Annotated in this window: 15 protein-coding genes; 14 read left to right on the top strand and 1 reads right to left on the bottom strand. The window is 64.8% G+C overall.

From position 1 onward, the window contains the following. The first annotated feature begins 111 nt into the window (after positions 1-111). The 12 genes from AC066S_RS31610 (at position 112) to AC066S_RS31555 (ending at position 13,701) form a co-directional block, all read left to right on the top strand. On the top strand, positions 112-2,397 hold the full coding sequence (locus tag AC066S_RS31610) for a RelA/SpoT family protein (RefSeq protein WP_126258548.1): 2,286 nt from the start codon (positions 112-114) through the stop codon (positions 2,395-2,397). A 45-nt stretch (positions 2,398-2,442) separates the two neighbouring features. Further along, positions 2,443-3,195, top strand: coding sequence for a pyridoxine 5'-phosphate synthase (locus AC066S_RS31605; protein ID WP_126258547.1), 753 nt, complete (start codon positions 2,443-2,445; stop codon positions 3,193-3,195). After that, the gene (acpS, locus tag AC066S_RS31600; protein ID WP_126258546.1) at positions 3,192-3,611 is read left to right on the top strand and encodes a holo-ACP synthase; all 420 of its coding nucleotides are present in this window, start codon (positions 3,192-3,194) and stop codon (positions 3,609-3,611) included. The genes AC066S_RS31605 and acpS overlap by 4 nt, the downstream gene beginning before the upstream one ends. A 249-nt stretch (positions 3,612-3,860) precedes the next feature. Next, positions 3,861-4,625 (top strand): signal peptidase I, encoded by a 765-nt coding sequence (gene lepB, locus AC066S_RS31595; protein ID WP_126258545.1) that lies wholly within the window; start codon positions 3,861-3,863, stop codon positions 4,623-4,625. Beyond that, positions 4,622-5,443 (top strand): ribonuclease III, encoded by an 822-nt coding sequence (rnc, locus tag AC066S_RS31590; RefSeq protein ID WP_126258544.1) that lies wholly within the window; start codon positions 4,622-4,624, stop codon positions 5,441-5,443. Before lepB ends, rnc begins: the two co-directional genes overlap by 4 nt. Beyond that, positions 5,433-6,359, top strand: a complete 927-nt coding sequence (gene era, locus AC066S_RS31585) for a GTPase Era (RefSeq protein WP_028135963.1) — start codon at positions 5,433-5,435, stop codon at positions 6,357-6,359. Before rnc ends, era begins: the two co-directional genes overlap by 11 nt. A gap of 21 nt (positions 6,360-6,380) precedes the next feature. Next, complete coding sequence (locus tag AC066S_RS31580; RefSeq protein ID WP_478271444.1) at positions 6,381-6,761, top strand: hypothetical protein; 381 nt, start codon at positions 6,381-6,383, stop codon at positions 6,759-6,761. Positions 6,762-6,900: 139 nt separating this feature from the next. Then, positions 6,901-7,653 (top strand): DNA repair protein RecO, encoded by a 753-nt coding sequence (recO, locus tag AC066S_RS31575; protein ID WP_126258541.1) that lies wholly within the window; start codon positions 6,901-6,903, stop codon positions 7,651-7,653. Between the two features lie 100 nt (positions 7,654-7,753). Further along, on the top strand, positions 7,754-8,029 hold the full coding sequence (locus AC066S_RS31570) for a hypothetical protein (RefSeq protein ID WP_126258540.1): 276 nt from the start codon (positions 7,754-7,756) through the stop codon (positions 8,027-8,029). Between the two features lie 60 nt (positions 8,030-8,089). After that, the gene (parC, locus tag AC066S_RS31565) at positions 8,090-10,348 is read left to right on the top strand and encodes a DNA topoisomerase IV subunit A (RefSeq protein WP_126258539.1); all 2,259 of its coding nucleotides are present in this window, start codon (positions 8,090-8,092) and stop codon (positions 10,346-10,348) included. A gap of 253 nt (positions 10,349-10,601) precedes the next feature. After that, on the top strand, positions 10,602-12,152 hold the full coding sequence (locus AC066S_RS31560) for an ABC transporter substrate-binding protein (RefSeq protein ID WP_478271443.1): 1,551 nt from the start codon (positions 10,602-10,604) through the stop codon (positions 12,150-12,152). A 4-nt stretch (positions 12,153-12,156) separates the two neighbouring features. Next, on the top strand, positions 12,157-13,701 hold the full coding sequence (locus AC066S_RS31555) for a GMC family oxidoreductase (RefSeq protein ID WP_478271492.1): 1,545 nt from the start codon (positions 12,157-12,159) through the stop codon (positions 13,699-13,701). Positions 13,702-14,901: 1,200 nt separating this feature from the next. On the opposite strand, the gene AC066S_RS31550 is transcribed toward AC066S_RS31555, so the two are convergent. Beyond that, the gene (locus tag AC066S_RS31550; protein ID WP_478271442.1) at positions 14,902-15,657 is read right to left on the bottom strand and encodes an SDR family NAD(P)-dependent oxidoreductase; all 756 of its coding nucleotides are present in this window, start codon (positions 15,655-15,657) and stop codon (positions 14,902-14,904) included. A 214-nt stretch (positions 15,658-15,871) separates the two neighbouring features. On the opposite strand from AC066S_RS31550, the gene AC066S_RS31545 reads away from it, so the two are divergent. Continuing rightward, complete coding sequence (locus AC066S_RS31545; protein ID WP_478271441.1) at positions 15,872-16,765, top strand: AraC family transcriptional regulator; 894 nt, start codon at positions 15,872-15,874, stop codon at positions 16,763-16,765. 541 nt (positions 16,766-17,306) lie between these two features. After that, positions 17,307-17,747, top strand: a complete 441-nt coding sequence (locus tag AC066S_RS31540) for a GNAT family N-acetyltransferase (RefSeq protein ID WP_167767504.1) — start codon at positions 17,307-17,309, stop codon at positions 17,745-17,747. Positions 17,748-18,714 lie beyond the last annotated feature (967 nt).

The following is an 18,714-nucleotide window of genomic DNA, read 5'->3' as shown; positions in this document are numbered from 1 at the left end:
TAGCGTTGTGATTGGCGCTGTGTCCTGTCACTGAATTGATCGGACACAAGCGCGATCGGAGCTAGGATGTATACAACGGGTCGGCCCAGGCCCGTTTGAAGGCAGGACGGCATGGTATATCGGCGCCGCAGATCCACGCAGATGCAGGCCGCAACCGAATCGGTTGCCGTGGCCCCGACTGCGCCGGTCGCGCGCCCGGCCAAGCCCCGCGCACGCATGATGCGTCAATATGACCTCGTCGAGCGCGTCAGGTCCTACAATCCCAACACCAACGAAGATCTGCTGAATCGCGCCTATGTCTACGCCATGAAGGCGCATGGTTCGCAGACCCGCGCCTCGGGCGATCCGTACTTCTCGCACCCGCTCGAAGTCGCGGCGATTCTCACCGACCTGAAGCTCGACGACGCCACCATCGTGGCGGCGCTGCTCCACGACACGATCGAGGACACCGAGGCGACGCGGGCCGAGATCGATCAGATTTTCGGGCCGGAGATCGGCGCGCTGGTCGAGGGCCTGACCAAGCTGAAGCGGCTCGAGCTGGTGTCGCGGGAGGCCAAGCAGGCCGAGAATCTGCGCAAATTGTTGCTGGCCATTGCCGACGATGTCCGCGTGCTTCTGGTCAAGCTCGCCGACCGTCTGCACAACATGCGCACGCTGGACTTCGTGCCGACGGAATCGCGCAGGCGCATCGCCGAGGAGACGCTCGACATCTATGCGCCGCTCGCGGGGCGCATGGGCATGCAGGAAATGCGCGAGGAGCTGGAGGATCTGTCCTTCCGCACCCTCGATCCCGAAGCCTATTCGGTGGTGATGCAGCGCCTCGACGCGCTCGCCGAACGCAACCGCAATCTGATCGGCGAGATCGAGGACCAGCTCTCCAACAATCTGCGCCACAGGGGCCTGGGGGCGCGGGTCTATGGCCGCCGCAAGAAGCCGTTCTCGATCTGGACCAAGATGGAGCGCAAGTCGGTCGGCTTCGAGCAATTGTCCGACATCTTCGGCTTCCGCCTCGTCGTCAACGACATCGAGTCCTGCTATCGCGCGCTCGGCATCGTCCACACCACCTGGCCGGTGGTGCCGGGGCGCTTCAAGGACTACATCTCGACACCGAAGCAGAACGACTATCGCTCGATCCACACCACGGTGATCGGCCCCGGCAACCAGCGCGTCGAGCTGCAGATCCGCACCGAGGCGATGGACCAGATCGCCGAGAGGGGTATCGCCGCGCACGTCTTCTACAAGGAGGGCGTCGGCTCGCCGACCGAATTCCTCAAGCGCGAGTCCACGGCGTTCGCCTGGCTGCGCCACACCATTGGCATCCTCTCGGAAAGCGCCAATCCGGAGGAATTCCTCGAGCACACCAAGCTCGAGCTGTTCCACGACCAGGTGTTCTGCTTCACCCCGAAGGGCAAGCTGATCGCGCTGCCGCGCCACGCCAACGTGATCGACTTCGCCTATGCCGTGCATACGGACGTCGGCAACAGCGCGGTCGGCTGCAAGATCAACGGCCAGTTCGCGCCGCTGTCCTCGGAGCTGCAGAACGGCGACGAGGTCGAGGTGCTGACCTCGGAAGCGCAATCGGCGCCGCCCTCGGCCTGGGAGACGCTTGCGGTCACCGGCAAGGCCCGCGCCGCGATCCGCCGCGCCACGCGGACCGCGGTGCGCGATCAATATGCCGGTCTCGGCCGCCGCATCGTGGAGCGCCTGTTCGAGCGCGCCAAGATCGAATATGCCGACGACAAGCTCAAGGGCGCGCTGCCGCGGCTCGCGCGGACCTCGATCGAGGACGTGATGGCGGCCGTGGGGCGCGGCGAGATCAAGGCCTCCCACGTCGCACGTGCGATGTACCCCGACTACAAGGAGGAGCGCATCGCGCGCTACGGCGTCAGGAAGGGGCTTGCCGCCAAGCTCAAGGAGAAGTCGTCGGAGCCGCCGCGCAGCCCGGTCGCGATTCCGATCCGCGGCATCAATTCCGACCTGCCGATCAAGTTCGCGCCGAACGGCGGCGCCGTGCCGGGCGATCGCATCGTCGGCATCGTCACGCCGGGCGAGGGCATCACGATCTACCCGATCCAGGCGCCGGCCCTGAAGGATTTCGAGGAGGAGCCGGAGCGCTGGCTCGACGTCCGCTGGGACATCGAGGATTCCGCACCGCAGCGCTTCCCGGCGCGCATCAAGGTCGAGAACGTCAACGAGCCCGGCGCGCTGGCGCAGATCGCGACCGTGATCGCCGAGCACGACGGCAACATCGACAACATCAGCATGCAGCGCCGCTCACCGGACTTCACGGAAACGACGATCGATCTCGAAGTCTACGATCTGAAGCATTTGAGCGCGATCCTGGCCCAGCTGCGCGCCAAGGCGGTCGTCGCCAAAGTCGAACGTGTTAATGGATAGGCGCATCTCGCATGCGCCGGTCCCTCCGATTTCATGAGCTCTGAAATGCCTGCTTCTCCGCTTCGCCTCGGCGTCAATATCGATCACGTCGCAACCGTACGTAACGCGCGCGGCGGCCGCCATCCCGATCCGGTGCGGGCGGCGCTGCTGGCGATCGAGGCCGGCGCCGACGGCATCACCGCCCATTTGCGCGAGGATCGCCGGCACATCCGCGACGAGGACATGGCGCGGCTGAAGGCCGAGATCTCCAAGCCGCTCAATTTCGAGATGGCGGCGACCGACGACATGATGCGCATCTCGCTCGCCACCAGGCCGCATGCGGTGTGCCTGGTGCCGGAGCGCCGGCAGGAGGTGACCACCGAAGGCGGGCTGGATGTGGTCGGCCAGCACAACGCGCTCGCGCCCTGTATCGCGCGGCTGAGCGATGCCGGCATTCGGGTCTCCCTGTTCATCGCTGCCGATCCCGCCCAGATCGAGATGGCAGCGCGGCTGCGTGCGCCCGTGATCGAGATCCACACCGGCGCCTGGTGCGACGCCGTGGTCGACGGCCACACCGCCAAGGCCGAGGCCGAATGGCAGCGGATCGTGGCGGGAGTGAAGCTGGCCAAGGCTGCCGGGCTCGAGGTCCACGCCGGGCACGGGCTGGACTATGCAACGGCGGAGACGATCGCGGCCCTGCCTGAGATCATGGAGCTCAACATCGGCTACTACATGATCGGCGAAGCGCTGTTCGTGGGGCTGGCCGAGACGGTGCGCAGCATGCGCGCGGCGATGGATCGCGGCCGGAGCCGGGCATGATCATCGGCATCGGCTCCGACCTGATCGACATCACCCGCGTCGCCAAGGTGATCGAGCGCCATGGCGAGCGCTTCCTCGACCGCATCTTCACCGCGGCGGAGCGGGCCAAGGCGGAGCGCCGCGCCAAGAACGAGAAGATGGTGGTGGCGACCTACGCCAAGCGCTTCGCCGCCAAGGAGGCCTGCTCCAAGGCGCTCGGCACCGGGATCCGGCGCGGCGTCTGGTGGCGCGATATGGGCGTGGTCAACCTGCCGGGCGGGCGGCCGACCATGCAGCTGACCGGCGGCGCCCTGGCCCGGCTCCAGGCCCTGACGCCGGAGGGGTTCGAGGCCCGGATCGACGTGTCGATCACCGACGACTGGCCGCTGGCGCAGGCCTTCGTCATCATTTCCGCCGTCCCGCTGCCGAAACCCTGACGCGACGTCGCGGATTTTGTGATCTTCGTTGTAAATCAATATCTTACCCAGTTTTGATGCGATCCTTGATTGCGTGGCCTCCGACAACCGTCTAAAAGTCCGCGGACGCAAATCAGCTTGGGCGAGTTCGGCTTTACGCCGGAATTGGCCCTCACTGTCAGAATCAGGACAATCTCCTTGCGCCGCGAACCGGAGGGCCGTTCGCGGGAGGAGGGCGCTCTGTGATCGCCGGCCGGAATTGAGAGAGCAATGAGCGTGACTTCGGGAACGAAAACTGAGAGCGGCGTCGGCGAAACGATCCGAGTCGTGATCCATGCTCTCCTGATCGCGCTGGTGATCCGAACTTTCCTGTTCCAGCCCTTCAACATCCCGTCCGGCTCGATGAAGGCGACGCTGCTGGTCGGCGACTATCTGTTCGTCTCGAAATATTCCTACGGCTACAGCCATTATTCGATTCCGTTCTCGCCGCCGCTGTTCTCGGGGCGGATCTGGGGCTCGGACCCGGACCGCGGTGACATCGTCGTGTTTCGCCTGCCGAAGGACGATTCCACCGATTACATCAAGCGCGTGATCGGTCTTCCCGGCGACCGCATCCAGATGCGGGACGGGCTGCTCTACATCAACGACGCGCCGGTCGAGCGGCAGCGGATGAGCGAATATGTCGGCGAGGAGCCCTGCGGCTCGGAAGGCGGCGGCATCTCCCGGGTGAAGCGCTGGAAGGAAACACTGCCGAACGGCGTGTCCTATGAGACGCTCGACTGCGCCGACAACGGCTACGTGGACAACACCAACGTCTACACCGTGCCGTCAGGCCATTTCTTCATGATGGGCGACAACCGCGACAACTCCACCGATAGCCGCTTTCTCGGCCAGGTCGGCTATGTGCCGAAGGAGAATCTGATCGGCCGCGCCCAGATGATCTTCTTCTCCATCGCCGAAGGCGAGCATGCCTGGATGGTCTGGCGCTGGCCGTGGGCGGTACGCTGGAATCGCTTCTTCAAAATCGTCCGATGAAAGACGAAGCCAAGGACATCGCCATCCAACCGACCGAGGCGCAAGCCGCTCCTGAGAGCGAAGCTGCACCGAAGACGCCTGCCAAGAAGAAGCGGGCGCGGAGCAGCAAGGCCAAGGGCACCGATGCGAACGCGGCGCTCGAGGCGCGCATCGGCCACAGCTTCACCGACCCGAACATGCTGATGCAGGCGATCACGCATGTCTCGGCGCTGAAGTCCGGGCGCAAGCGCGGCGACAGCTACCAGCGCCTGGAATTCCTCGGCGACCACGTGCTCGGGCTCGTCGTCTCCGACATGCTCTATCACGCCTTCCCGAACGCCGACGAGGGCGAGCTCTCCAAGCGTCTTGCCGAGCTCGTGCGCAAGGAAAGCTGCGCCGACGTCGCCAAGTCGCTCGGCCTGCTCGACGACATCAAGCTCGGCTCGGTCGGCTCTAGCGCCGATGCCCGCCTGCGCAAATCCATCCTCGGCGACATCTGCGAGGCCGTGATCGGCGCCGTCTTCCTCGACGGGGGCTACGCAGCGGCGTCCGAGTTCGTCAGGCGCAACTGGACCGAGCGCATGCACAAGCCGCGCCGTCCGTTGCGCGATCCCAAGACCGTGCTGCAGGAATGGGCGCAAGGAAAGGGGCTGCCGACGCCGGTCTATCGCGAGGTCGAGCGCACCGGCCCGCATCATGATCCGCAGTTCCGCGTCGCCGTCGACCTGCCGGGCCTCGCGCCGGCCGAGGGCATTGGCGGCAGCAAGCGCGCGGCAGAAAAGGTAGCAGCTTCGGTGATGATTGAACGCGAAGGCGTCGGCGGCAGCAATGACGGCTGAAGCAAGCGGCGAGGCGCCCGTTGCGACGCGCTGCGGCTTCGTTGCGCTGATCGGCGCGCCGAATGTCGGCAAGTCCACCCTGGTCAATGCGCTGGTCGGTGCCAAGGTCACGATCGTCTCGCGCAAGGTGCAGACCACGCGCGCGCTGATCCGCGGCATCGTGATCGAGAACAACGCGCAGATCATCCTGGTCGACACCCCCGGCATCTTCCTGCCGAAGCGGCGGCTCGACCGCGCCATGGTCTCCACCGCCTGGAGCGGGGCGCATGACGCCGATCTCGTCTGCGTGCTGCTCGATGCCAAGACCGGCATCGACGAGGAGGCCGAGGCGATCCTCACCAAGGCCGCCAGCGTCAATCACGAGAAGATCCTCGTCATCAACAAGGTCGACCTGGTCCAGCGCGAGAAGCTGCTGGCGCTGGCGCAGGCCGCCAATGAGCGCATGAAGTTCGCGCGCACCTTCATGATCGCGGCGATCTCGGGCGACGGCGTCGACGATCTCCGCAGGACGCTCGCCGAGATGGTGCCGCCGGGTCCGTTCCTCTACCCCGAGGACCAGATGTCGGACGCGCCGATGCGGCAGCTGGCGGCCGAGATCACGCGCGAGAAAATCTATCAGAAGCTGCACCAGGAACTGCCCTACCAGTCCACGGTCGAGACCGACAAGTGGGAGGAGCGCAAGGACAAGTCGGTGCGGATCGAGCAGACGATCTTCGTCGAGCGCGAAAGCCAGCGCAAGATCGTGCTCGGCAAGGGCGGCGCCACCATCAAGTCGATCGGCGCGGACTCGCGGAAAGAGCTGATGCAGATCCTGGACGTGCCGGTGCATCTGTTCCTGTTCGTCAAGGTGCGCGAGAACTGGGGCGACGATCCCGATCGCTACCGCGAGATGGGTCTGGACTTTCCGAGAGAATAACCAAGAAAAGATCGGTATCCGATGAGCGTGCCCAGCAACGTCAGGCGCTTCGAAGCGCTGCTCTACGCATCGTTGATGCTGGACGCCTTGTCCGTTGCGGCGCAGGACCGCACGCCCAATGCCGAGATGACCGAGCAGATGATCATGATGGGGACCCTGCTCGCCGGCGGCATGATCCTGCTCCTTCTCTATTTCGTCCGGCTGGCCGCGCATGGACGCAAGAACTGGCCGCGCTGGGTGCTGGCGGCCGCGCTCGTGCTGTCGGTCATCTCGCTCGGCCAGATCATCGGCGCGAGGGGCTTGGAGCTCGACAGCGCGATCGAGATCGTCTCCTGCGCGCTGACCACGATGGGCCTGTATTTCTCGTTCACCGGCGACGCACAGGGCTGGTTCAACGCGTAGCGACTTACACGGTGCCGTAGGGTGGGCAAAGGCGCGCCTGCGCGCGCCGTGCCCACCATCGTGCGCCGTCGATCAAATTGGTGGGCACGCTTCGCTTTGCCCACCCTACAGCCGCTCGAAATGCGATAAGCTTTCCCCCATGGAATGGACCGACGAAGGCATCGTGCTGGGGGTGCGGCGGCATGGCGAATCCAGCGCCATCGTCGAGCTCCTGACGCGCGCGCACGGCCGGCATCTCGGCCTCGTGCGCGGCGGCGCCAGTTCGCGGATGCGGCCGCTTTTGCAGCCGGGGAACAGCGTCAGCGCGGTCTGGCGGGCGCGGCTCGACGAGCATCTCGGCACCTATACGATCGAGGGCCTGAAGCTGCGCGCGGCCACGCTGCTCGGATCGTCCCACGGCGTCTACGGCGTCACCCATCTCGCCTCGATCGCGCGCCTGCTGCCGGAGCGCGATCCGCACGAGGAGATATTTGCGCTGCTCGAGCATTCGCTCGACGATTTCGAGGACATCGGGGGCGCGGCCGTGCACCTCATCCATTTCGAGCTGGCAATGCTCGCCGAGCTCGGCTTCGGGCTGGCGCTGGAAAATTGTGCGGTGACCGGCGAGACCGCCGAGCTGATCTACGTCTCGCCGAAATCCGGCGGCGCGGTGTCGCGCAGCGCGGGCGAGCCCTGGCGTGACCGCCTGTTGCGCCTGCCGCCGTTTCTGCGTCAGGGCGAAACCGCCAGCGACCTGACCGAGCAGGATCTCCAGGACGGATTTCGACTCACCGGCCTGTTCCTGCTGCGTCACGTGCTGGAGCCGCGGGGGCAGGGCCATTCCGATGCGCGCGCGGGCTTCATCAACGCCCTGATCCGGCAACAGGCGAGGGCCGCGATTCCCGCGCCATGAGCGAAACGGGACTCTGCCTTGCCCTCTCACAGGGAGTTCCACGGGAACGAAATCGGGGTCATCGGGTTCGCCCTTGGGTTCCACAACGGGGACAGCCTAAATGTTGATCAGGGGATTCGCCTTTTCCGCGGCGCTGTTCGCGTTCGCGCCCGATGCCATGGCCGCCGAGCCGCAACCCGGCGCGTTTCGCCGGGCGTCCTGCACTGTCGTGCGGTACTATGTGGCCAAATATTCCGCTGCCGCCGCAGAGACATGGGCGCGGTCGAAGGGGGCGACGGAGGCTGAAATCGAGGCCGCCCGGCGCTGCCTGACCAATGCGCCGGCACCGGCCCAGGACAAGACCCAGACCGTGACAGCCGGCTGGGCAGGGCACTAGCCCGCCACAGGGAACCAATCCATCCTTGCCCGATTCCCTTCCACGGTTTAACCGGGCGGCATGGGAAAACGAATCGTTCCGCCGGAAGAACCGGCCGAAATTCACGAGGTGCCGCTGCGGGAAGCGCTGGAAGAGCGCTATCTCGCCTATGCGCTCTCCACCATCATGCACCGCGCGCTGCCCGACGCGCGCGACGGCCTGAAGCCGGTGCACCGCCGCATCCTCTACGGCATGCGCCTGCTCCGGCTCGACCCCGGCACGGCCTTCAAGAAATCCGCCAAGATCGTCGGCGACGTGATGGGCTCGTTCCATCCGCACGGCGACCAGGCGATCTACGACGCCATGGTGCGCCTCGCGCAGGATTTCTCCTCGCGCTACCCGCTGGTCGACGGCCAGGGCAATTTCGGCAATATCGACGGCGATAACCCGGCCGCCTACCGCTACACCGAAGCGCGCATGACGGACGTCGCGCGGCTTCTGCTCGACGGCATCGACGAGGACGGCGTCGAATTCCGCGCCAATTACGATGGCCAGTCGAAGGAGCCGGTCGTGCTGCCCGGCGGCTTTCCGAACCTGCTCGCCAACGGCGCGCAGGGCATCGCGGTCGGCATGGCGACCTCGATCCCGCCGCACAACGCCGCCGAGCTTTGCGACGCCGCGCTGCATCTGATCGAGAAGCCCGACGCGAAATCCAAGGCGTTGCTGAAGTGGGTGAAGGGCCCGGACTTCCCGACCGGGGGCATCATCGTCGATTCCAAGCAGGCGATCGCCGAGGCCTACGCCACCGGCCGCGGCTCGTTCCGTGTCCGGGCGAGGTGGGAGCAGGAGGAGGGCGCGCGCGGCACCTGGGTCGTCGTCGTCACCGAGATTCCCTTCCTGGTGCAGAAATCGCGCCTGATCGAGAAGGTCGCCGAGCTGCTCGACCAGAAGAAGCTGCCGCTGGTCGGCGACATCAGGGACGAGTCGGCCGAAGACGTCCGCATCGTGATCGAGCCGAAGTCGAAGAACGTCGATCCGGCGCTGATGATGGAATCGCTGTTCCGGCTCACCGAGCTCGAAAACAAGATTCCGCTGAACCTCAACGTGCTGATCAAGGGCAAGGTGCCGAGGGTCGTGGGCCTTGCCGAGGCCTTGCGCGAATGGCTCGACCATCTGCGCGACGTCCTGATCCGCCGCAGCAATTACCGCAAGGCGCAGATCGAGCACCGGCTGGAAGTGCTCGGCGGCTTCCTGATCGCCTATCTGAACATCGACAAGGTGATCAAGATCATCCGCACCGAGGATGAGCCGAAGCCCGAGCTGATGAAGGCGTTCAAGCTCACCGAGGTGCAGGCCGAAGCCATCCTCAACATGCGCCTGCGCTCGTTGCGCAAGCTCGAGGAGATGGAGATCCGCACCGAGGACAAGAACCTCCGCAACGAGCTGAAGGGCATCAACGCGGTGCTCGCCTCCGAGGCCGAGCAGTGGAAGAAGGTCGGCGAGCAGGTCGGCAAGGTCCGCGACATGTTCGGGCCGAAGACGCCGCTCGGCAAGCGCCGCACCACTTTTGCCGACGCGCCCGAGCACGATCTCGCCGCGATCGAGGAGGCCTTCGTCGAGCGCGAGCCGGTGACGGTCGTCGTCTCCGACAAGGGCTGGATCCGCACCATGAAGGGCCATGTCGAGGATCTCTCGGGGCTCGCCTTCAAGCAGGACGACAAGCTCGGCTTCGCCTTCTTCGCCGAGACGACCTCGAAGCTGCTGCTGCTCGCCACCAACGGCAAGTTCTACACGCTCGACGTCGCCAAGCTGCCGGGCGGCCGCGGTCACGGCGAGCCGATCCGCCTGTTCATCGACCTCGAGCAGGAGGCCGCGCCCGTCGCGCTGTTCGTCAACAAGGGCGGGCGCAAATTCCTGGTCGCGAGCCACGAGGGCCAGGGTTTCGTCGTCAACGAGGACGATTGCGTCGGCACCACCAAGAAGGGCAAGCAGGTCCTCAACGTCGACATGCCGAACGAGGCGCGCGCGATCGCCGAGGTGATCGGCGACACCGTCGCGGTGATCGGCGAGAACCGCAAGATGCTCGTCTTCCCGCTCGACCAGGTGCCGGAAATGGCGCGCGGCCGCGGCGTGCGCCTGCAGAAGTACAAGGACGGCGGCCTCTCGGACGTGACCGTGTTCGAGGCCAAGGCCGGCCTGACCTGGAAGGACTCCGCGGGCCGCGAATTCTCCGCGACCATGAAGGAGCTCAGCGAGTGGCAAGGCACCCGCGCCGACGCCGGCCGCCTGCCGCCGAAGGGTTTCCCGAAGTCGAACAAGTTCGGCCGGGGCATCGGGTAGGGCGCAGCCCGTCGCCACGCAACAGGTGTCATGCCCCGGCTTGACCGGGGCATCCAGTACGCCGCGGCCTTTCCGTATCATCGCAGGATCTCTGGAATACTGGGTCGCCCGGTCAAGCCGGGCGATGACACCGACGGTGTAGCCGCAAACGCGCGGCTGATAGCCGTGTGCGCATACGTGCTTCTGCCGTGTGGGCACGAACATTGCTTTTTGCTGGCGACCGTATCCGTTTCGCCAAGGCAAGAAGAAACCAATGTTCAAACTCAAGTCTTTGATGCCCGCGCTGTTCGGCCTCGCGCTGGCCGCGGCGCCCGCGCATGCGGCGGGGAATCTCGTCGCGGTGCTCGAGGCGGAAATCGTCACCCTCGATCCGCATTTCTCCACGGCCTATATTTCGCGCACGTTTGGCTACATGGTGTTCGATACGCTGTTTGCGAAGGACTCCAAGGGCGACATCAAACCGCAGATGGTGCAGGACTGGAAAGTCTCGCCCGATGGCCTGACCTACAGTTTCACCCTGCGCGATGGCCTGAAGTGGCATGATGGCCAGCCGGTCACCGCGGCCGACTGCGTGGCCTCGCTGCGCCGCTGGGGCACCCGCAGCGCGCTCGGCCGCCGCATCTTCGCGATCACGGCGTCGCTCGAACCCACCGATGCCAAGACTGTCGTGCTGACGTTGAAGGAGCCGTCGGGTCTCGTCATCGACGCGCTCGGCAATCCCGTCAGCCCCGTCGCCTTCATGATGCCCGAGCGCATCGCCAAGACCCCCGGCGACCAGCGCATCACCGAGATCATCGGTTCCGGCCCGTTCGTCTACAGCAAGGCCGATCACCGCACCGGCGATCGCATGATCCTGAAGAAGTTCGCCGACTATGTACCGCGCCCCGAGCCCGCCGACTTCCTCGCCGGCGGCAAGCGCGTCAATTTCGACACGCTGGAGGTCCGCGTCATTCCTGACGGTGCGACCGCAGCCTCCGCGCTGCAGGCCGGCGAAGTCGACTTCATGCAATACGCCCCGTTCGATCTATTGCCGCAGTTGGAGAAGAACTCCCGCGTCAAGCTCGTCAACTTCACCGGCGGCAACATGTTCGCAGGCGCCTACCGCCTCAACGCCGCGTCCAAACCGTTCGACGATGCCGCGATCCGGCGCGTGCTGTGGAAGCTGGTCGACCAGCGCGAAGTGCTGGATGCGCTCGGGCTGGATGCCAAATACGCCACGCCTTGCGCGACGTTCTTCACCTGCGGCACCACCTATGAAAGCAAGGCCGGCACCGAGGCGGCGGCGAAGCCCTCGATCGAGGCGGCGAAGGCCGCGCTGAAGGCGACCAAATATGCCGGCGAGCCCGTCGTCGTCATGCAGGCCAACGATCTCGAAGCCCCGCGCGTCTCGGCGCAGGTGCTCGCCGAGCGGCTGAAGGCCGCCGGCTTCAACGTCGATCTGCAGGTGATGGACTGGGCGAGCGTGCTGGCGCGCCGCGCCAAGAAGGAGGGCTGGAGCGTCTACGGCGTTCACGCCGGCGGTTTCGATCTGGGCTCGCCGCTGACCAATGTGATGGTTGCCTTCAACTGCGCCGACTTCACCGGCTGGCAATGCGATGCGCGCATCACGCCGTTGATGGAAGCCTTCGCCAAGGCGCCGGCCGAGGAGGACCGCAAGAAGATCGCAGGCGAGATCCAGGCCGTCATGTACGATCAGGCTCCCGGAATTCCCTGGGGCCAGTTCGCGCAGCCGGCCGCCTATCGCGCGACCTTGCGCGGTCTGATACCGTCCGCCATCCCGGTGTTCTGGAATGTCGAGAAGTAGCGCGATGTACGATGTCATTGTTGTTGGCGGCGGCTCCGCCGGCGCTGCGGTTGCGGCGCGGCTGTCGGAGGATCCCGCACGGCGCGTTTTGTTGCTCGAAGCGGGCCGCGACTGGCGCGCCGATGAGGCGCCGTGGGAGGTGAGGACGCCGAACCCGATCCCGATCATCCACAAGCGCGAGTACCAGGAGAAATGGCAATGGCCTGATCTTCTGTCGCGCCGGGTCGCCGGTCAGGAGCCGCGCTTCTACTGGCGCGGCAAGGGGCTCGGCGGCTCGTCGATGATGAACGGCCAGATCGCCATCCGCGGCGTTGCCGATGCCTTCGACGAATGGGCCGCCAATGGCTGCACCGGCTGGTCGGCCAGCGAGGTGATGCCGCTGTTCTCCGTGATCGAGGACGACCTGGAGTTCGGCGACGCCGAGGGCCACGGCCGCGGCGGGCCGTTGCCGGTCTATCGCGCGCCGCCGGAGAAATGGGGACCGATCGATCGCGGCTTGCGCGATGCGGCGCTGGCGAGCGGCTATCCCTGGTGTGCCGACCTCAACGGCCCGGACGGCGAGGGCGTCGCCTGCTATCCCATCAACAGCCGCGACTTGCGCCGCATCAGCACCAATGAGGGCTATCTCGAGCCGGCGCGCGGCCGCGCCAATCTGGAGATCCGCGGCCATGCGCTGGTCGATCGCGTGCTGATCAGCGACGGCCGCGCGACCGGCGTCCGCGTTCATATCGACGGGCAGGGCACCCACGAGATCGGCGCGCGCCAGATCGTGCTCTGCGCCGGCGCCATCCACAGCCCGGCGATCCTGCTGCGTTCGGGCATCGGGCCGGCCGAGGAGTTGAAGGCGATGGGCATTGCGGTCGCGCGTGACCTGCCGGTCGGCCGGCACTTCTTCGATCACCCGCTGTTTCGCGCCACGATCCAGCTCCGCGAGGATCTCCGCCCCACCGATCCCGACACCCGTCACACCAATTGCTGCGTGACCTATTCCTCCGGGCTCGCCGACGGCGGCAAGCGCGACATGATCCTGATCGCCTTCAATCATCGCGGCATCGGCGTGCCGGGCGCGATCGGCGCCGGGCTGTTCAACGCGTATTCCCGCGGCACGCTCAGATTGGCCTCGCCCGATGCCGCGATCGATCCTGTCGTCGAGGAGAACATGCTGGCCAATCCCCGCGACATGCTGCGCATGATGGACGCGGTGAAGCGCCTTGCGGTAATCACGTCCCAGCCGGCGGTTTCGGGCATCGCCGACTGGATCCGGCTCGCTGACACCGACCTGACGCTGCCGCAGGCCGCCAGCCTCCCGGACCGCGAGCTCGACGCGGTGCTGCGCCGAGAGACCGGCGACATCCAGCACGCCGCCGGCAGTTGCCGCATGAGCGGCGTTGGTGACGCCGACGGTGTGGTCAACCCCGACGGCACGGTGAAGGGCATCGCTTCCTTGCGCGTCGCCGACGCCTCGATCATGCCGTCCGACTGCCGCGCCAATACGCATTTCACCACGGTGGTGATCGGGGAGGCGATCGCGCGGATGATGATGCGGTAGCGCCACAAGGATGGTGTCATGCCCCGGCTCGACCGGGGCATCCAGTACGCCGTGGCCTATCTTCTCAATCACGTTGGTCTCGGTGTACTGGATCGCCCGGTCCCGGCTCCGCCAAGGCTACGCCGAGGCCTACACGGACGCTCGGCACGCCGAAGCTTCAGCGAAGGCGGCAAGCCGGGCGATGACACCGAGTGTGGTGCTCGCGGCTCCTCCGCGTCATTGCGAGCGGAGCGAAGCAATCCAGAATCTCTCCGCAGATGCAGTCTGGATTGCTTCGTCGCATCAGCGCAAAATAGCTTCGCAATCTTGTCGCGAGCTCCTCGCAATGACGGAGCAAGGGGTGGGGCTGCCGCTCTCCAATTCACATTCAAACAGCAGACGCAGCACCGCCTTCCCGCGGCGCGTCTCGCCCGAGTTTTGCTTCACGGCACGCCCTCGAGAAAGACGAGGGCGCAGGGAAGGCCGGGCGCCGGCGGCACCCGAGTCCGTGCGCGACAGAAGATGCACACGGGGTGGACTACAGGTGATGCCGGTCGCCCGGCCTTCCCTGCGCGAATGGTTTTAACGGTGTCCTTCGTGCTCTCCTCGGGGAGCGTTGCACTATTGCCCCCGTCGCCTTGCGGCTGGCTGACGCGCGGGCCAGGTCGGGCCGCCACATCACCGCAAGACTTGACGCCAGAACCCCGGGCGTCGGGACCACACGACTTCTCCGTCCGCGCACGTCCTCGCATGTCGCTCCGAGGGGTGGCGTGTGCTCGCCCCCGAAGCCATGCGAAGACGCTGTCAGCGCCGTGTCGTATGCGCGGCAGGCCATTGCTCACGGTGTCCCGCCCTGCAACGCCCGTTGCGCCGACGCCGTCGCGTCCATCGCTGCCCAGCCCGCGGTTCGTGACGATCGCGATCCGCCCCTCGTCTCGGGCCAGGGTGACCGGTTTGTACGATAAATCCGAATTTCGGTAAAGTGGAATATTTTGCGCGATGGAGCTTGACAGGCGGTGTGCTCAAACTGACCGGGCTGTTTTGCCCGACGGGCACCGTGCACCGAGTGACGAGCTGTCGTGCGAAATTCCGGTTCCGATCTCTTCACCAACCAATATTTGCGGACACGAAACGGACCCGGGGCCGCATAGAGCCTGGCCGACCAAGGCCGCCGCAAGCTCTTGCAGCGACCCTTGCATGTCGTAAGGCAATGTTCGGCGTTCAGATCGTCTGGCCGCCTGATACTTCGATCCGTTGCCCCGTAACCCAGCGATTGTCCTCACTCAGCAAGCTCGCGACCATCGGACCGATATCATCCGGGACGCCAACGCGGCCCAGCGCAGTCATGGCGGCGAATTGCTTGTTCACGTCGGGATTGTCGCGCACCAAGCCACCACCAAAGTCGGTCTCGATCGCGCCGGGCGCAACGCTGTTGACGCGGATGCCACGCGGCCCAAGTTCCCTGGCCATGCAGACCGCCATCATGTCAGCGGCAGCCTTCGCCATGGTGTAGACCGCGAAGCCCGGATAGGTGACGCGCGTCAAGCCGCTGCCGATGGTGACGATCGAGCCACCGTCTGCCATCAGTGGCAACAAGGCCTGGGTGAGGAAGAATACGCCTTTGACATGCAGATTCATCTGCTGATCGAACTGAGCCTCGGTGGTCTCGCTGAGCGGAGCGAAGAGGCCGTCGCCGGCATTGTGCACGAGGTAGTCGAAGCTCTCGCGACCAAATGTCTCCTTCAGCGTCTGGGCGAGGCTTCGCGCGAAGGAGGGAAAGTTGGCGACGTCGGCGCTGTCCAATTGAAAGGCCACGGCCCGGCGTCCCAGCGCCTCGATCTCGGAAACGGCACTCTCCGCGAGATCCGCACGGCTCCGGTAGGTGATGATGACATCGCTGCCCTTGCGCGCGATGTTGACCGCCATGTTGCGGCCAAGGCCGCGGCTCGCACCGGTGACGATTGCAATTTTAGCCATGTGATGTCTCCTTCGGTTGGCACGGCGAAGGTGGCACGCACCGCAGCATTCGAGTTGCCGGATCCTTGAGCCTTTTTGCCTATTCCTCCGAAGGGCCGGGAGCCTCGCTCAGGCCGGGCCGGCGCTGCGTTGAACGATCAATTCACTTGCCCAAAGTTGGAGCAGTCCGGCCATGTCCGGTTGCCGAAGCCCGCGGCTGGTATAAATTCGCGGAATGACGACGACCTTGCTCGAAACCGTTCGCCGCTATGCGGATTTGCATTCAGACCAGAATGGCGCTGCCAGGACGCCGGTCCCGGGCCTTACGGCCATACGGGCACTGACGCAGGGCCAGCTCCAATACGCGATCAACCGGCCGCTCGTTGCGCTCGTCCTGCAGGGTCGCAAACGCGTCACGACGGGATCGCACAGCTTCGATTTCGGCGCGGGGGAGTCGCTCCTGATCTCGGCGGATGTGCCGACTGTCAGCCAGATTACCCGCGCCAGCGCAAAGGCCCCATATTTGTCCCTGGTCGTTGAACTCGACCCGGCGGTGATCGCGAGCCTGATCCTGGAGATGAACCCTGCTCCCGAGCAGCAAGGCATTCCCGTTCGCGTCGATCCGACCGAATCCGAGGTTGCCGATGCCGCGCTCCGCTTGATGCGGCTGCTTGAGCGTCCGTCATCCCTGCCGGTTCTGCAATCTCAGTTCGTTCGCGAAATCCATTATTGGCTGCTGGCGGGTCGACACGGCGCGGCGATCAGGGCTCTCGGGGTTCCCGACAGCCACGCGCAACGCATCGCGCGCGCCGTCGCGATCATTCGTTCCGACTATGCAAGGCCGCTGCGCATCGAACGCCTGGCGGAAGCGGCTGCCATGAGTCCGTCCTCGTTTCACCAGCACTTCCGGGCGATGACATCGCTCAGTCCCCTGCAATTTCAGAAGCAGCTGCGGCTCATCGAGGCGCGTCGGATGATGTTGTCGGAGGGCTCTGACGTGAGCAGCGCGGCCTTCGGGGTAGGTTACGAAAGCGTCTCGCAGTTCACGAGAGAATATGGGCGCTTGTTCGGGCTGCCGCCTGCCAAGGACATCAAGGCAGCGCTTGGTCAGCTGGACACCGCAGCCTGAACCCGAGCCGGGCCATCGATCACCCGGGACATGCAAGGTGGGATGCGTAGCGGCGATCTCCTCTTCCTAAATCACCCCCGCCAGCCTGAGCCCGACACCCGCCGCGCAGCTCCCCGCCAGCACCGTCAGCATGCCCAGCTTGAAGCGGAAGATCGCCGGTGTAGTGCTAAGGGACACGACGATCGACCATGGTGCAAGCTACGATCCGGTTGCAGGTAAGCTTCGACTGTACTTCTTCCGCTTCTGGCCCGATGGCGCAGTGGGGTTCGCCTCAGATACCGTCTGCTGATCGGAGCAGACCGGAAGTGATCTAGTACCAGTCAAACCGGCGCTGTTGACCCCAAAAGCTGACGTGGCTACCTGCCTTCTAGTCAGTGGTGCCGTTCGCCGCGATCAACGCAAAACAAAAATGGTGTGTCGGTCTATCGTCGCCGACAAGCTACCATGACTTTGGCAACGCCCTGCTGATGCCCGGTTCTGGCCCAGCAGCGAAGTAGCGGCGCACCTCGTTGAGGTCCGCTCAATGAGGCATACTCCCGCTATGTCCGTTATAACCCTCCGCCAGATCACCGCCGCAACCGTGCGGGCAATTTGCGCCTTGGAAACAGGAGAGGAGCAGAAGCGCTTTGTCGCCCCCAATGCACTCTCAATAGCGCAGGCGTATTTCGAGCCGCGAGCCATCTTCAGGGCAGTATACGCAGACGAGGTACCGGTTGGCTTCGTGATGTGGAAGCCATCCGATGAGACGGAAGTTGCCTATCTCTGGCGGTTCATGATCGACCATAAACACCAAAAGAAGGGATACGCAAAGCAGGCGATAACGCAGCTCATCGATCTTCTCCGCGATTCTGGGTACCGACAAATCCAGACGAGCGTCGTGATCGGCGATGGCGGTCCATTGAACTTCTATCGTTCGATCGGCTTCGATGAGACTGATGCGATGCTAGCAAACGGAGAGCGGGTTCTAACGCGCAGCTTGTAATAGCTCCTGACCCGCTGCGGATCTTTACCGCGCCACCAAGTCGCAGGTTTTCGGACGATCCCCTCGGTTTGAAGCCGGGACCGGCTCTTGTATTAATTTGTAACTGAGATATAATTTTTAAATATATTTAAATACCGGCGCCTCGGGGGCCTAAGAGGAAAACATCCATGAAGATAACCTGGGGCGTTCTTTCCGCAGCAGCATTTGCGTTGTCTCTGGCGATGACCATGCCATCTGCATCGGCTTGCAACGGCAACGGGAATTGTTCCGACGCGCCCGGCCAAGTGAGGGGAGCCCCCGGACCGATTGCGGGCGCCGGTCTTCCTATTCTCGCCGTTGGATACGGCGTGTACTGGCTGGTGAGACGACGGCGGACCCGGTAGTTGCGCGTAGGTGTCCGCGGTCGCTAACCGCCAGTTTGCTCCGGCCCCCCTTTGCCCCCCATCCGGAGCATCGACGGCCCCAGTTGACGCTGCGTCGGCGGGGCCGTCGCGCTTTGTCGGACCTTCTTTCATATTCGCGTCATGTCGCCAGTTGGCCCCGTAGCTGACCTTCACGGCAATGGCCGCCGAGGCCCGCTTCTGAGAGAAGCTGATGACCCTAGAGAGAAGCTGAGCAAAGCCAATCAGCGGCATCCTCCGCCTCCGCCGATGCGGCGGCAGGCGTTGTTTCGCTTCAAGGCCCATCAATCCAAGCTGCCTGAGGTTCGCTGGAGGTCTCCAGCGAACCTCATGCTAGCATTGGTCGGGAGTCGATCCGACAGCATCCAACGAGGCTCGGCCGATCAATTCAGCTGACACTCACGATTGGAAAACTCCCGCGCGTCGTCTGGCGTTACAGTGAGCTGGTCCCGCAAATCTGAACAGCGCGATAAGTGGAGTTTCTGCCTGACGGCGGGCAAGATTGACCCGCGAATCAGGAGAGACGATGAGCAGACGAGCACGGCGGAACCACACTCCGGCTTTCA

It is taken from the genome of Bradyrhizobium sp. CFUWI, assembly GCF_056429085.1.
The sequence above is the reverse complement of the archived record's forward strand: the minus strand, read 5'-3'. Positions and strand labels throughout refer to the sequence as shown.